General features: G+C 73.5%; 11 protein-coding genes and 1 tRNA gene. 3 read left to right on the forward strand and 9 right to left on the reverse strand.

Annotated elements, in window-relative coordinates:
- Window positions 1-24: 24 nt before the first annotated feature.
- Entirely contained in the window at window positions 25-1,260 is a 1,236-nt protein-coding gene (locus tag P3H78_RS02810; RefSeq protein ID WP_276107096.1) for an FHA domain-containing protein, read from the forward strand.
- A 101-nt stretch (window positions 1,261-1,361) separates the two neighbouring features.
- Window positions 1,362-1,766, forward strand: a complete 405-nt coding sequence (locus P3H78_RS02815; protein WP_276107097.1) for a globin — start codon at window positions 1,362-1,364, stop codon at window positions 1,764-1,766.
- 66 nt (window positions 1,767-1,832) lie between these two features.
- Here P3H78_RS02815 and P3H78_RS02820 read toward each other — a convergent pair whose 3' ends face one another.
- The 7 genes from P3H78_RS02820 to P3H78_RS02850 form a co-directional block, all read right to left on the reverse strand.
- Complete coding sequence (locus P3H78_RS02820) at window positions 1,833-2,528, reverse strand: DUF8185 domain-containing protein (RefSeq protein ID WP_276107098.1); 696 nt, start codon at window positions 2,526-2,528, stop codon at window positions 1,833-1,835.
- Window positions 2,525-2,944, reverse strand: a complete 420-nt coding sequence (locus P3H78_RS02825) for an acyl-CoA thioesterase (RefSeq protein ID WP_276107099.1) — start codon at window positions 2,942-2,944, stop codon at window positions 2,525-2,527. Before P3H78_RS02825 ends, P3H78_RS02820 begins: the two co-directional genes overlap by 4 nt.
- A 2-nt stretch (window positions 2,945-2,946) precedes the next feature.
- Complete coding sequence (gene ettA / locus P3H78_RS02830) at window positions 2,947-4,611, reverse strand: energy-dependent translational throttle protein EttA (RefSeq protein WP_276107100.1); 1,665 nt, start codon at window positions 4,609-4,611, stop codon at window positions 2,947-2,949.
- A gap of 192 nt (window positions 4,612-4,803) precedes the next feature.
- Window positions 4,804-6,240 (reverse strand): Cys-Gln thioester bond-forming surface protein, encoded by a 1,437-nt coding sequence (locus P3H78_RS02835; protein WP_276107101.1) that lies wholly within the window; start codon window positions 6,238-6,240, stop codon window positions 4,804-4,806.
- A 274-nt stretch (window positions 6,241-6,514) separates the two neighbouring features.
- On the reverse strand, window positions 6,515-7,000 hold the full coding sequence (locus P3H78_RS02840; RefSeq protein ID WP_276107102.1) for a single-stranded DNA-binding protein: 486 nt from the start codon (window positions 6,998-7,000) through the stop codon (window positions 6,515-6,517).
- 219 nt (window positions 7,001-7,219) lie between these two features.
- Window positions 7,220-9,487: a GTPase gene (locus tag P3H78_RS02845; protein ID WP_276107103.1), complete on the reverse strand. Its 2,268-nt coding sequence runs from the start codon at window positions 9,485-9,487 to the stop codon at window positions 7,220-7,222.
- 795 nt (window positions 9,488-10,282) lie between these two features.
- On the reverse strand, window positions 10,283-11,890 hold the full coding sequence (locus P3H78_RS02850) for a dynamin family protein (RefSeq protein ID WP_276107104.1): 1,608 nt from the start codon (window positions 11,888-11,890) through the stop codon (window positions 10,283-10,285).
- 319 nt (window positions 11,891-12,209) lie between these two features.
- On the opposite strand from P3H78_RS02850, the gene P3H78_RS02855 reads away from it, so the two are divergent.
- A tRNA-Arg gene (locus tag P3H78_RS02855) sits at window positions 12,210-12,285 on the forward strand.
- Between the two features lie 580 nt (window positions 12,286-12,865).
- Here the strand turns inward: P3H78_RS02855 and P3H78_RS02860 are convergent.
- Window positions 12,866-13,873, reverse strand: a complete 1,008-nt coding sequence (locus P3H78_RS02860; protein ID WP_276107105.1) for a phosphotransferase family protein — start codon at window positions 13,871-13,873, stop codon at window positions 12,866-12,868.
- Window positions 13,874-14,388: 515 nt separating this feature from the next.
- Complete coding sequence (locus P3H78_RS02865; RefSeq protein ID WP_276107106.1) at window positions 14,389-14,670, reverse strand: hypothetical protein; 282 nt, start codon at window positions 14,668-14,670, stop codon at window positions 14,389-14,391.
- Between the last annotated feature and the right edge of the window lie 391 nt (window positions 14,671-15,061).

The following is a 15,061-nucleotide window of genomic DNA, read 5'->3' on the forward strand; positions in this document are numbered from 1 at the left end:
ACAAGGAGAGGGGGAAGCGCCGACATGCCGACCTGCCCGAACGGACACCAGTCGGGTTCCGACGACTGGTGCGAGGTCTGCGGTCACCGCATGGCCGGTGCCGTGCCGCCGCCTCCCCCGCCGCCCCCGGCCGGGGGCTACGGCTTCCCGCCCGCCCCGGGCCCCGGAGGCATGCACGGCGCACCCGGGGGACGCCCGCCGGTCCCGGAGCCCGAGCTCTGCCCGCAGTGCCGCACGCCCCGCGAGGGCGGCGCGCCGTTCTGCGAGGAGTGCCGGTGGAACTTCCTGACCAACACGGCGACGTCCTACACCCCGGCCGCGCCGGCCCCGCCGGCCCCGGCGCCGGGCACACGCTTCCCGCAGCCTCCCGGCCCGTCCTTCGGCGGTGACGCCTTCGACTACCAGGGCTCGCGCCCGTCGCAGGTGAACCGTCCCGCCGAGCCGATCCCGCCGGGTCCGCCCTTCGGCGGCGAGCCGTCGGGCCGCCCCGGACCGGCCTTCGGCGACCCGGGCCCGTCCGGGCCGTCCCACTTCGGCCCGGACCCGTCGCGCATGCCTCCGCCGCCCGGGCCGACGCCGCCCGCCGGTCCGGGGGCGACGGGGGGCGCCCCGCAGGCGTTCCAGTCGTCCGGGCCGCCGGCCCCGCCCGCGTTCCCGCAGGAGACGAACCGGCCGCAGCAGGGCGGACCGTCCTTCGGCGGGGACGACGACTGGGTGATCTCGCCGCCGTCCACGGGCCCGTCCGGCCCCGGCCGGGGCGGTGGCCCCGGCGGCTACGGCTTCCCGCAGCCCGGGTCCCCGCAGGCACCGTCCGCGCCCGGCTTCCCCCAGCAGCCGCCGCAGCCGTCGACCTGGACCGCGACGATCGGTCCGGACCGCGACTACTTCATGGCGATGATGCACCGCTCCGGACCGGAGGCTGCGGGCCTGAACCTGCCGGCCTACTCGCCCGAGCAGCAGCGCACGCTCACCGGCAACCAGGTCACCATCGGCCGCCGCCGGCACTCCACCGGCGACACCCCGGACATCGACCTGTCGGTGCCGCCGGAGGACCCGGGCGTCTCGCACCAGCACGCGGTGCTGGTCCAGCAGCCGGACGGCACCTGGGCGGTCGTCGACCAGAACTCGACGAACGGCACCACGGTCAACGGCGGCGAGGAATCGATCCAGCCGTTCGTGCCGGTCCCCCTCCAGGACGGGGACCGGGTCCACGTGGGCGCCTGGACGACGATCACCGTCCGGCGCGGGCCCGGCGCCTGAGCCGTGGGAGGGGCCGGTGCACGGCCCCTCCGCGGCCCGGTCCGCCTGCCCGTCCCCGCCGACCACCGGTACCCGCTCCGGTCGTCTGAGACCATGGACGGGTGAATGAGATTCGGCGCGGCACGCTTCAGGAGCAGACCTTCTACGAGCAGGTCGGCGGGGAGGAGACCTTCCGCCGGCTGGTCCACCGCTTCTACGAGGGTGTCGCCCAGGATCCGGTCCTCCGGCCGATGTATCCCGAGGAGGACCTGGGCCCGGCCGAGGAGCGTCTGCGGCTGTTCCTGATGCAGTACTGGGGCGGTCCGACCACCTACGGCGAGCAGCGCGGCCACCCCCGCCTGCGGATGCGGCACGCCCCCTTCACCGTGGACCGTGCGGCGCACGACGCCTGGCTGAAGCACATGCGGGAAGCCGTCGAGGAATTGGGCCTGCCCCCGGAGCACGAGCAGACGCTCTGGAACTATCTGACGTACGCGGCGGCCTCGATGGTGAACACGCCGGAGTGAGGCGCTGCCGCCCCGCCCGCGGGCCGCACGGACGCCCGGGCCGCATGCGGCCCGGGTCCTGCCGGGTCAGCGCACGCTGACGCCCAGCGCGCCGAGCCCCGCCCGTCGTACCGCGATCGACCCGTACGGCGTGCGCAGCCGCAGCCACGCGCCCGAGGAGTACAGTCCGAGCGCGGTCCCGTCCCCGCCGCCGGCGCCGTCCGGCGCCGGCCGCAGGAAGCCCAGCGACTGCGCCGCGTGCACGGCCCGCAACGGCAGCTGCGTCGGTTCGAGCGTGCGGGACCAGATCTCCCGCCCCATCCGGTCGAGTTCGGCCCGGGTGCGGTGCTCGGTGGCCAGCTCACCGGTCCGCGTCCGGAACTCGGCGACGGCCTCGGCCACCGCCGCCCGCAGCGACTCCGCACGCGGCAGCCCCGGTTCCGGGCGCCAGCCGCCGCGCGGGGGCAGCACGCCCGCCCACGGCGGTCCGGTGACCGCGGCCGGTACACCGGCGGTGGCCGCCCGCTCCTCCACCGACTCCAGCAGCTCGCCCGCGGAGACGGTGACGTCGAGGGTGACGTCGAGCCCGTGCTCGTAGGGCTTCGCCAGCCGCACCGCACGCACGGCCAGCACCTCGAAGGACGCCGGCCGGCCGAACACCGCGAGCGCGGTGCCCGCCGCCTGCAGGCGCACGGCGGCGGACCGGTCGTAGTGGAGCAGCCGGCCGAGGAAGCCCGCGAGGTCCGCTGCCTCCGTCTCGTCGGCGAGGTGGAGGACCGTCATGCGGCGACGGCCTCCTCCTCGGCGCCGGCGTCGTCCCGGTACTCCTGGAGGAACTCGCGCTCCTCCGCGGTGATCCGGCGCGGCCGCTGCGCCTCGAAGTCGAACGGCACGATCACCGTCGACGCCCGCACGTAGACCTGGTCGCCGTCCTTCACCTCGTAGGTGAGGGTGAAGGACGCCGCCCGGATCTCGGTGACCCACAGCTCGATGTCGACCGGCGCGTGCCGGTGGACGAGCTGCCGCTTGTAGTCGATCTCGTGGCGCGCCACCACGGACCCCTGCTGGAAGTCCTTGTCCGGGCGGAACAGGAAGTCGATACGGGCCTCCTCCAGATAGCGGAGGAACACCACGTTGTTCACGTGGCCGTACGCGTCCATGTCCGCCCAGCGCAGCGGGCAGCGGTAGGTGTGCCGCAAGATCAGCCCCGGGTCAGCTTCTTGTAGGTGGCACGGTGCGGACGGGCCGCGTCCGCACCGAGCCGCTCGATCTTGTTCTTCTCGTACGACTCGAAGTTGCCCTCGAACCAGAACCACTTGGAGTCGCCCTCGTAGGCCAGGATGTGCGTGGCCACCCGGTCCAGGAACCACCGGTCGTGGGAGACGACCACGGCGCAGCCGGGGAACTCCAGCAGCGCGTTCTCCAGGCTGGACAGGGTCTCGACGTCGAGGTCGTTGGTCGGCTCGTCGAGGAGCAGCAGGTTGCCGCCCTGCTTGAGGGTGAGCGCGAGGTTCAGGCGGTTGCGCTCACCGCCGGAGAGCACACCGGCGGGCTTCTGCTGGTCCGGGCCCTTGAAGCCGAACGCGGAGACGTAGGCGCGGGACGGCATCTCGACCTGGCCGACGTTGATGTAGTCCAGCTCGTCGGAGACGACGGCCCACAGCGTCCGCTTCGGGTCGATGTTCTCGCGGCTCTGGTCCACGTACGAGATCTTCACGGTCTCGCCGACCTTGATCGAACCGGAGTCCGGCGTCTCCAGGCCCTGGATCATCTTGAACAGGGTGGTCTTGCCGGCGCCGTTCGGGCCGATCACGCCGACGATGCCGTTGCGCGGCAGCGTGAAGCTCAGGTCGTCGATCAGGACCTTCTCACCGAAGGCCTTGTTGAGGTTGTCGACCTCGACGACGACGTTGCCCAGACGGGGGCCCGGCGGGATCTGGATCTCCTCGAAGTCCAGCTTCCGCATCTTCTCGGCCTCGGCGGCCATCTCCTCGTAACGGGCCAGACGCGCCTTGGACTTGGCCTGCCGCCCCTTGGCGTTGGAGCGCACCCACTCCAGCTCCTCCTTGAGGCGCTTGGCACGCTTGGCGTCCTTCGCCCCCTCGACCTTGAGGCGGGTCTGCTTGGTCTCCAGGTACGTGGAGTAGTTGCCCTCGTAGGGGTAGGCGCGGCCGCGGTCGAGCTCCAGGATCCACTCGGCCACGTTGTCCAGGAAGTACCGGTCGTGGGTGATCGCCACGACGGTGCCCGGGTACTTGGCCAGGTGCTGCTCCAGCCAGTTCACCGACTCGGCGTCGAGGTGGTTGGTGGGCTCGTCGAGGAGGAGCAGGTCGGGCTGCTCCAGCAGCAGCTTGCAGAGCGCGACGCGGCGCCGCTCACCACCGGAGAGGGTGGTGACGGGCCAGTCGCCGGGCGGGCAGCCCAGGGCGTCCATGGCCTGCTCCAGCTGGGCGTCGAGGTCCCAGGCGTTGGCGTGGTCGAGCTGCTCCTGGAGCTTGCCCATCTCGTCGAGCAGCGCGTCCGAGTAGTCGGTGGCCATGAGCTCGGCGATCTCGTTGAACCGGTCGAGCTTGCCCTTGGTCTCGGCGACGCCCTCCTGGACGTTCTCCAGGACCGTCTTCTCCTCGTTCAGCGGGGGCTCCTGGAGCAGGATGCCGACGCTGTAACCGGGCGAGAGGAAGGCGTCACCGTTGGACGGATGTTCCAGACCGGCCATGATCTTCAGGACGGTCGACTTACCGGCACCGTTCGGGCCGACGACACCGATCTTCGCCCCCGGGAGGAAGCTCAGGGTGACGTCGTCGAGAATCACCTTGTCGCCGTGCGCTTTGCGCGCCTTGCGCATGGTGTAAATGAACTCAGCCAAGAGAAACCGTCCGGCAGCTTGAAATCTGGCAGTGGGCAGATACACCCCATCTTGCCGTACGGCCGGCCGCGGGCGGAAACCCGCATGATCCGAGGGCTCTGACCTGGGGTTTCTCCGCAGGGTAGGGGCCGCCTGGCCCGCGGACCGGCCCCGGACCGGCCCCGGAGCGGGGATCCGGAGCGGGGGGTGCGGTCAGTTCTCGGTGGGTGTCCTCTTCTTGCGGACGATGCTGAGGGCGGTCGCGCCCAGGACGAGCAGGCTGAGGCCGGTCGCGGCGATGAGCGGGGTGGTGCTGGTGCCGCCGGTCTCGGCGAGGTTGGTGCCGGCGGCCGTGCCGCCCACGGTCGCGGGGGCCGGCTCGCTGAGCGTCTGGGTCGTCGTGCCGCCCGCCCCGCCCTGGGTGCGGCAGTCCAGGACGCCCGCGAAGCGCCGGCCGAAGCCCTGCGGCCCGGTGATCGTGAAGTCGTAGGCCTGGTCCTCCCGCAGGGGTATGAGGACCCGCTGCGAGGCGCCGGGGGCGATGCTGTGGCCGACGCCCATCAGCCGGAAGGCGAACGGCGCGTCGCCCTTGTTGGTCGCCGTGATCGCGAGACCGCCCCTGACGCAGTCCTTGGCGGCGGACAGCGCGGGTATCGCGCCGGTACCGGCCCAGGTGGCGCTCGCGGTGGCCGAGACGGTCGACTCGCTGGAGCCGGCCAGGATCTGGGTCTGGCTGCGGCTGTCGGAGGTGAAGGCGCGGCCGACCGGCACCGTCGTCGAGCCCTGCACGGTCAGTTCGGCGGTGCCGCCCGCCGCGCCGGAGGCGGAGGAGGAGCCGCCCTTCGGTTCCTTGGGCACCTGGAAGTAGATCCGGCTGCCGTCGGCGGCGGAGGTGACCGGCCGGCCGTCGGCCCCGACGATCCGCACCCCGCTGTCGGCAGCGTCGACCGGCGGGGTCACCGAGACGCTGCCTGCACCGGTGTGCACGGTGACCGGGCCGACCCGCTCGCCGGGGTGACCGGAGACGGCGGGCGGGTCCAGGATGAGCGAGGCCGCGGGCTCGGGCAGGTCGCGGGCGCTGCGCTGGAGATAGTCCGCGAGCTTCTCCGCCTGGGGGTCGACGGCGTCGACCCGGGCGCCGTCCGAGTAGCGCCATATGGCGACCTGGGTGCCGGCGGCGGCGTCCTGTTCGCTGAGGTTGGCGACTCCCGCCTTGGTGGCGAGCGCCGCGAGGTCGTTGACCTGCGGGTAGGAGTGCTGGACGATCCAGCGGATCTTCCCGGCGGACCGGTTGGTGCCGAGCGAGGTACCGCTCCACGGCGTCTCGTGGTACTTGGCGTCCCGCTGGGTGGGGTTGTGCAGGTCTGTGCAGTACGTCTGGAGCGTGCCGCCGCCGTCGACGGACATCTCGAACAGGCCCGCGGAGACCTGGTAGTCCGCTCCGTCGTCATGCACGACGGCGTTGGCGAAGGTCTTCAGTCCACCCATGGTGGCCGTGGCCCCGCCCTGGTTCTGCGGTGTGTCGTCCGCGGCGGCCGGGCCGGCGGCCGTCAGCACGCCGGCCGCGACCAGTCCGGTCGCCAGGGTCACGGCGGCGAGGCGGGCCGCAGCCGTCCTGCGCAGGGTCGGCGCAGAGAACGAAGCACACACAGAATTCCCCTTCGAGCAGGACCCGTTGACGTGGGGGGCACGGTCCCACCAGCAGAATCTTCAGGCTCACACGGCCTTGTCCGGCATCCTAGGGATCACCCGCACCACGCTTCGCCGTCATATGGTCAGATGAACGATCCGAATCGGAATCGTTATCGCCGACCACCCCGGCGAGCTGGACCTATCGGCACATCAACCCGGGCGATCCCAGGCTCAGGCGCCGATAAGCCGCACTTCGCACGCGGCCCCGGTGCGGAGCCGTCAGCGCCTGACGCTACGTCATGAGTGCTGTGCTTGTGTGCTGTTGAAGTGCTTGGGGCTCCTGGGGCGGGGTCTCCCAGGCCGGTTCGGGCTGGGGAGGCGAAGCTGTCCCGGTCGCCCCGGTCGCCGTGGTCACCTCGGGGCGGGCGGCGCGGCGGAAGGCGGACGTGCCGCGCGCGAGGTCGTGGCCGATCGCGAGCGCGTCGATGTCGGCCGAGGTCCGGCTCTGGCCGTCGCGGGTCTCCGTGCGCACCTTGAGCCGGCCCTGCACCATGACGGGATCCCCCACGTTCAGCGAGGCCGCCGCGTTGACGGCGAGCTGGCGGTTGGCCCACACCGTGAAGAAGTTGGTGTGCCCGTCCGCCCAGACGCCCTTCTCGCGGTCCCAGTAGCGGGAGGTCACCGCCAGTCGGAACCTCGCCGAGGCACCCGACCCCAGCTCCCGGAACACCGGCTGCGTCGCCACGTTGCCCACCGTGCTGATCATCGTCTCGTTCATCGTGAACCCCTCCCTCGCCCGGCGCCCGGCGCCGGTCAGGCACACGTACGGGCCCGTCCCGTACGGCTGCGTCCGCCGCGGTGACCGCTTCCGTCGCGATCGCCGCGGACACCAGACTGCATCCGCCGGTCCGGGCCCGCCGGGGCCTGTGGACCGCCACCCGCCTGTGGACAACTCCCTCACCCGTGGGGGTGAGGGAGGTGCACGACGGGGGCCGACTCAGCTCGTCCCCGCCCCGACGACCCGTGCGTACTGCTCCCGCACCTCGCGGTAGCGCAGCAGTTCGGCCGCCACCGGTTCCAGCACGCGGGCCCGTCCGCATCCCGCGGCCGCCTCCCGCAACCGCCGTTCCGCCTCCTGTCCGTACCGCCGTGCCGGTCCGCGCGCCGCGATCCGGCAGCTCCACTCCACGATCGGGCCGCCGATGATCCCGGCGACCATGAGCAGCACCGGCACCCACAGGTCGGGTGCCATGACGCCGGCGATCTGGCAGACCAGCCAGATCCCCCCGAAGACCTGAAGGAGCGTCATCGATGCCTGCGCGAGTACCGCCGCCGGCCACCAGCCCGGCCGCGGCGGCCTCCCCGGCGGCAGTCCGGTCCGGGTGGCCAGCTCGTCCAGCGCCTCCGGCAGCCCCTCGGATCCGCGGACCGCGGACTCCCGCACCGCCTGTGCCCACGGCGCGGGCAGCCCGTCCGAGGCCCGGTCGGCCACCGTGCGCACCGCCTGCTCGACGCGCTGGCGTGCCGTGGTCTCCTCGTCCGGCTGCGCCCGTACCGACAACCGCCCGGTGGTCGGCTCCCGCAGGTCGTTATACCAGCGCCAGAGCCGCAGCCAGGGCGTGCCGCAGGCGCGGTTGGCGTTGCGCAGCCAGGCGCGTTCGGCGGCCTCACCGGCCGCGGTGGCGCCCACGGCGTCCGCGAGCCGGGCGGCGAACTCCTCGCGCGCCTCCTCGCTCAGCCCGGTGCGACGCCGCGCGGCGTAGACCGACCGCAGCCGCTCCGCCGCCGCGTCCACGTCCGCGGAGATCCGGCGCGCCGCCGCTCCGCGCTCCGCCACGAACTGGCCCAGCGCCTCCCGCAGTTCCCCGATGCCCTCGCCGGTGAGGGCGGACACGGACAGCACGGTGGCTCCCGGTTCCTCGTACTCCCCGAGCGCGATCCCGTCCTCGTCCAGGAGCCGCCGCAGGTCGTCGAGGACCTGGTCGGCGGCCTCGTCGGGCAGCCGGTCGACCTGGTTGAGGACGACGAAGGTGACCTCGGCGTGACCCGCCATGGGCCGCAGATAGCGCTCGTGGAGCACGGCGTCGGCGTACTTCTCCGGGTCGACGACCCAGATCACGGCGTCGACGAGCCCGAGGATGCGGTCCACGTGCTCGCGGTGCTGCACGGCCGCCGAGTCGTGGTCGGGCAGGTCGATCAGGACCAGCCCGCGCAGCTGCGGGTCCGGGTCGGGACCCTGCACCGGGCGCCTGCGCAGCCGTCCGGGAATGCCGAGCCGGTCGATGAGGCTCGCCGCGCCGTCGCTCCAACTGCACGCGATGGGCGCGGCGGTGGTCGGCCGCCGGACGCCGGTCTCCGAGATCGCCACCCCCGCGAGGGCGTTGAACAGCTGCGACTTGCCGCTGCCGGTGGCGCCCGCGATGGCGACGGTGGTGTGCTGTCCGGAGAGCCTGCGCCGGGCCGCCGCCTCGTCCAGGACCCGGCCGGCCTCGGCGAGCGTGCAGCCGTCGAGCCGGGTGCGGGAGAGCCCGACCAGCTCGCGCAGCGCGTCCAGCCGCGACCGCAGCGGGCCGTCGTACGCGAGCGGGGTGAGCGGGTGCGGGCCGGCTGCCCGGGCGTCGGTCACGGGCGCGTGGTGGGTCTGCTCGACGGCGGTGGTCTCGGTCGCGCGGCGCGCGATGAGTCCGTCGTCCCAGACATCGGCGGATTCGGCGGGCGCGACGGACCGGTCGGTGCCAGGGGCGGCCTCTCCTCGCGCGGGCCCGGTGCCGCCGGGGGCGGCACCGGCACCGCGCTCGTCCGCGGGGGACCCGTCCGCGCGGACGTCGCCCGGGGAGCCGTGTGCGCGGAACTCGTCCTCGTGGAGGCGGTCGGCCTGGGGTCCGCCGCCGTGCGGGTCGGCGTCGCGCAGATCGTCGCTGTGAGCCGCGTGCGCTTTCGCCTGCGGCCGGTCCGTGTACGAGAGGCCGTGGTCCGGTGCGCGGTCCGGCGCCTGCCCGGAGGCTCGGGCGGACGGGCGGTCGGCGGCGAGGGCGGGAGCGGAGGCGGGCTCCCCGGTTCCCTGCCGGCCCGGTGCGTGCTCGGGCTCGCCCTCCGCGGACCGGACCCGCGGGCACGGCGCACGGTCCGCACGCGCGGGCCCCGCGCCGACGCGATCGTCGCTGTCCCCCCGGGCCGGAGCGGGGCGGCTGCCGTCACTGTCACTCGCCGCCGTCCCGGCGTCCCGCACGAAGCCCTCGGGGCAGGCGGTGCCCGCGCTGCTCACGAGGCCGGCGGTGCCTGTGGGGTCCGTGTTCCTGGAATCCGTGTTCCTGGGATCTGCGGGGCGCGCCGGGTCCTGGACGCTCCCTCCGGCTGCCGCCGGGATCCGCGCACCGGCCGCGGCCTCCCGGCTCGCCCCCGCGCCCTCCGGGCCCACGGCCGGGTGTTCGCCCCGGGGCGCGGGCGCCGCGGGGCCGGTGCGAGCCGTGGAGGCATCGCCCGTGCCGTCCGGCTCGGCCGCGGGCGACACACGGGCCGCTCCCCGCCGTCGCCCCGCACGGTCCGGGTACGGGGTCTCGTCGAGGCGACCGGTGTACATACCGGCCCCTGCGTACCAGGACCTGCCGGAGGTCCCGGCGGCCTCCGAGCCCGCCGGGGCCTCCGTGCGACCGGCCGGGATCTCCGGGCGGCCCACCGGGGTGCTCGAGCGCCCCTCCGGGCCCTCTGCCGTACGACTCACCGGGGCGCCGGTCCGGCCGGCCGGGGACTCCGAGCGGCTCGCGGGGATCGTGTCGCCCGCGGGCCCTCCGTCGCCGCCGTCCGGAACCTTCGCCCCCCGCTGCTGCCCCGCACCACCCGGGGCGCCTCTCGCGCCCCATGCCTCCCCCGCGCCCTCCGCGTCCCGCCCGTGCCCCGGCTCCCTCTCGCCCCTCTGATCTCTCTCGGCCTGATCGTCTCTGTCGTCCCTCTCCTCCCTCGGCTCCCTCCTGCCCGCAGGGATGGCGCCCTCGCCGTGCAGCGTGGCCTCGGTGCGGTCGGCGTGCTCACTGTGGTCCTGGTCAGTGACGGCGGTCACCGGTCACCTCTCCTTCAGCAGTACGGACAGCGCGGCAATGAGTTCGGCCTGGGGCTCGGGGTGCACCTCCAGCGCGTCGAGCGGGGCCAGGCGGCGCTCGCGCTCGGTGTGCATCACCCGGTCCAGCTGGTCGGTGAGCAGCCGCTCGGCCCGGTCGCGCAGGCGCAGGGCTCCGTGTGCGCCGAGCCGCTCGGCGAGCCCCTCCCCCGCGGCACGGGCCCGCCGGCCGCCGAGCAGGCTCGTGGCGATCAGCGCGGCGACGGCCTCGGGGTCGGGTGTGACGCTGCGGTCCAGGCCGCGCACCTCCTCCTCGGCGTACTCCTCCAGCTCGCGCCGCCAGCGCCGTACGGCCATCCCGATGCGGTGCTCGGTGTCCTCCCGGGAGGGGGCGAGGTCGGTCAGGCACTGCGCGGCCGCGGCCGGATCGCCGCGCCAGGCATCGTCGATCCGCTCGTCGGCGGCGGATACGGAGCACAGCAGCAGGGCACCGAGGCTCTCCACCAGCGCGTCCAGCAGTTCGCCCGCCGTGCAGTCCAGGGGGAAGGACCGCCACCGCTTCAGCGCGTCCCCGGCGAGGACGGCACCGGCCTGCAACCGGCCCCGCAGGCGCGCGTGCTCGCCGTCGTACGCGCCGTCGACGGCGGCGGTGAGGCGCAGGGCGGCCGCGTACTGCGCGGCGGCGGCGCCTGCCAGGTCGGGCATCCGGGACTTGAGCGAGTTCAGCAGTCCGCCGGCCGTGCGGGCCGTCACGAGCTGCCGGGCCGACTGGTCCTGCGCCTGGTGGACGAGCCACATGCGCAGCGATGCCACCGCGGAGGCGGGCAGCAGCCCTCCGCCCCAGGCCGACTCGGGCAGCTCGGGCACCGTGAACCGCGGTACGTCGCCGAGCCCGGCCTTGGTCAGCAGCGCCCCGTACTGCCGGGAGACCTCGGCCACGACCTGGTGGGGCACCCGGTCCAGCACGGTCACCAGCGTCGCGTCGTACTCCTTGGCGGTGCGCAGCAGATGCCAGGGGACGGCGTCGGCGTAGCGGGCGGCGGTGGTCACCATCACCCAGATGTCGGCGGCGCAGATCAGCTCGGCGGCGAGCATGCGGTTGCCGGCCAGCAGGGAGTCGATGTCGGGGGCGTCCAGGAGGGCCAGGCCACGCGGCACGGTCTCCACGCTCTCGATGCGCAGCACCCGCGCGGGGCTCTCCTGCGGGCCGAGCAGATCGTCCACGGGCTCCTGCTGCGGCACCCACACGCGCGCGAGGTCGGGCAGGACGCGCATGCCGCTGAACCAGTGCTGGTCCTCCGGGTGGCACACCAGCACCGGTGTGCGGGTCGTCGGCCGCAGCACGCCCGCCTCGCTGACGCGCCGCCCCACAAGGGAGTTGACGAGGGTGGACTTCCCCGCGCCGGTGGATCCCCCGATGACGGCCAGCAGCGGCGCACCGGGCTGTCTCAGTCGGGGCACCAGGTAATCGTCGAGCTGCGCGAGGAGTTCGTCGCGGTCGGCACGCGCGCGTGGAGCCCCGGGAAGGGGCAACGGGAAGCGTGCGGAGGCGACACGGTCGCGCAGGGCGGAGAGCGCGTCGAGCAGCTGGGGCCGAACGTCCAAGGTCACCACATGCGAAGAATGCCCAATTTTGGAGGAATTCTGAAGCATATAGGCATGTCTGCGCGCCGATTGAACACAAGGGACGGAAGGGGCGAGCGGGACGCGGGCGCCGGCCGGGCATAACGAGTGCACAACACCCGGTGCGCGAGGTGCCAAAAGCGGTGCGCGATTCGCACCTGCCTGCGATTATCAGGACCGCTTCACCGAACCTCCACATCGAGCCACGGAGGCGAAGCAATAGGGACATGGATCAGGTGGCTCTATCCTTGTGCCCGGCGACGTCACGGATCGGCCCACACCCGGGCACCACGACACAGGCCACACACCGGCCCCCGTAGCTCAGTGGATAGAGCAGGCGCCTTCTAAGCGCTTGGCCGCAGGTTCGAGTCCTGCCGGGGGCGCCATCCCTCGCCCTCCCTTTCCGGGAGGGCTCTTTGCTGGTCAGAGCATGATCAGGAGACGGGACGAAGTCGCGGCATCCTCCCCGACGCTCACGGAATCACTCCGGAGCCGCCCCGGCCGGGAGAGCCAGCCCTCCACCGGCGACTCGGGAAGATCCCCCACCCCTTCGAGCCACCTCCGGAGACCGGGAATCCACCCCCGACACACTCGGCACACCGGGCCGAGGCGGCCGCCGTAGGCACCTGGACGCTGTTTTCCGGCCCAACCGGCCGCGTGGACGGGCGGGATCCCGCCATGGAGCCACTCCGCCCGGCGCGTGTGCCGATTGTCATACGCATGCCTCTCGAGGATCGAGAAGGGGGTGTCGGCTCATTGACCGCCCTACTCCCTGGGAGGAAGGTCCTTCAGTCGATCAGGGAGTGGTGATGCTGCGGTTCATGGACTGGTCCGTGGGCGCTCGCGGCTCTGGTCCTGGCCCTCCGGGCGGGACGGCGCGTCCTCCGGACCCGGAGTCTGCGCACCCTCGACTGACGACGGCGCGCCCGCGTCCTCGTTCTTCGGGGGCTGCGCCGCCGGGGACGGTCACGGAACGAGTGCGAGTGCTTCCCCTATGTTGTGCTCGATGATCCCCCGCATCGCGGTGCGGTCGGGGAAGTCGCCGTCGAGGAGGCGGAGCGGCCCGGCCACCAGGGAGAGGTGCTGGGCGAGCCGGTAGAGGTCGAGGCGGCGGGGGTCGAGGTCCCGCCGGGCCGCCAGAGCGGCGTAGTGGCGGCCGAAGCGGAGCCGGAGGAATACGTGTTCCCACTCGGCGTCGAAGTGCATCAGGCCCTCGATGTCGATCAGGACGGGGTGCCCGTCGGCGTCGACCAGGACGTGGTCGGGCCCGAGTTCTCCGTGGACCAGTCCGAACTCCGTGCGGGGGCCCACCCGCGCGGCCAGTTCGTGCAGGCGGGCGCGCAGGGCTCCGGCGGTGGACGCGATCCTGTCCTCCCGGCCGGCCGCCTCCCCGAGATCCTCGAGCGCCCGGTCGAGGACGAGTTGTGCGCACGAAGGAGAGGTGGGCGGGGGCGGGGCCGTGGAGTCGGCGGCCGGGCCCGGGAGGTCTGTTCTGCCGGGGCGCCGGGCTCGGTGGTGGTGCATCGCGTCGAGCATCTCGGCGAGCTTGTGCAGTGTGACCGTCGCCCGTGCCGGGTCGGTCCGGAGAAGTGCTTCCAGGGTGCCGCCGCCGATGTCCTCGACCACGGCGACGCCGCCCGGCCCGCGTCGACCGCTGTCGTCCGCCAGGAGGACCTCTGGTACCCGAACTCCCAGGCCGGCCAGGGTGTGCTGGGCGGTCAGAAAAGGGGTCGTGCCCGACGCCGGTGCGAACGTGCCGGTGCCGTCGGACCGGCCCGCCTCCGGCCAGTAGTTCTCCTCCGCGGCCCAGACGTAGACGATCGCACTCGGGACGGGCGCCCCCTCGACGTGAACCCGGTACACGCCCTTCCGGCTCCCGCCGCGCAGCCGTTCCGCCGCGACGACGCGGCACCCCGCCCCGAGCGCCTCACGCACCGGCAGCGACAGGTCCCCGACTCCCGCACCTCGCCTCATGCGGCGAAGCTAGTGGGGATGCGGGGCGTGCGCACGGGAAATACACCCACCCCCCGGAAAAGGGGGCTCACCCCGGAGCGGCCGTGCCCCGGGGGACGCCGTCGCGTCGGCGGGGCGGGTGCGGTCGCCCGGAGCGCCGGAGCTCTTCCGTGCGCGGGGAACGCAGGGGACCACGGGGCCGGCGACGGCAGGTGGGCCGACCTGCCGAACGGCCCGCGCGGTCACCGCCGCACCGTGCGGCAGGCCGTCGCCGGACCGGTCCGCGCGGTCGTCTCCGCGCGGTGCCGAGGGTGAGGGACGGTGGGAGACGGCGGCAAGGGTTCCTCGGTGGTCGGCTTCTTGGCAGGTGCGGTCCCTCTCGGTGCGGGTTCGGGACTGCGCCGACCGTTCGGGGGGTTCGAGGTGTTCGGGCCCAGACGTCCGTACCGCCCGACGGCCCCGGCGCCGTCGGCAGCGCGGGAATCCCCCGACTGCCCCAGGTGTGCGCCGTGTTGCCGGGCTTCGGCCTGGTCGGATCAGCCGTGCAGGGGCAGTCCGCCGAGGAGCTTGTCCTGCGAGTTCAGGTTGGTGGTGGCGCCGTTGACCGTGTTGAGCACGGAGCCCTTGTTCTCGGTGTCGAGCGCGTCGGACTGGTGCTGGAGCGGCATCACGTCGATGGGGCCCTTGGCGAGCGCGTTCACCGCGCCGTTGAGGCTGGTGGGGGTCAGGTCGGCCTGGTTCTGGGCGAACGCGGGCGCGGCGGCACCGGCCATGACGAGGGACCCGGCAACGACGGCGGCGGCCTTCAGGGACTTCATCGTGTTCCTTTCTTCGGCGACTCGGTCACCGTCGGGAAGTGTGTCGCCGTGCCTAACGAGCCCCCGGCGGGCCGGAAACCCCGCGACGGGGGATTGCCGAGTCGTCATATGAGATCCGCGCGCCCAGGGGATCTCCGGAGGGAGCCGCGCAGGTCGGGGCGCCTTCAGGTGGGATGCCTTCAGGTGGGATGCCTTCAGGTGGGATGCCTTCAGGTGGAATGCCTTCAGGTGGAATGCCTTCGGATGGGGTCTCCTCGGATGACGTCTCCGGCGCGGAGGCGGCCAGGGGCCTGCCGGGCGGCACGCGCGACGACCGGCGCCCGGGGCCGGAACGGCACGAGCCGCCGTGCCGGCCCCGGAAAGGGACGGACACGGCGGCTGATGGAGGCGG

The organism is Streptomyces tropicalis (assembly GCF_029269835.1).
Lineage (GTDB): Bacteria > Actinomycetota > Actinomycetes > Streptomycetales > Streptomycetaceae > Streptomyces > Streptomyces tropicalis.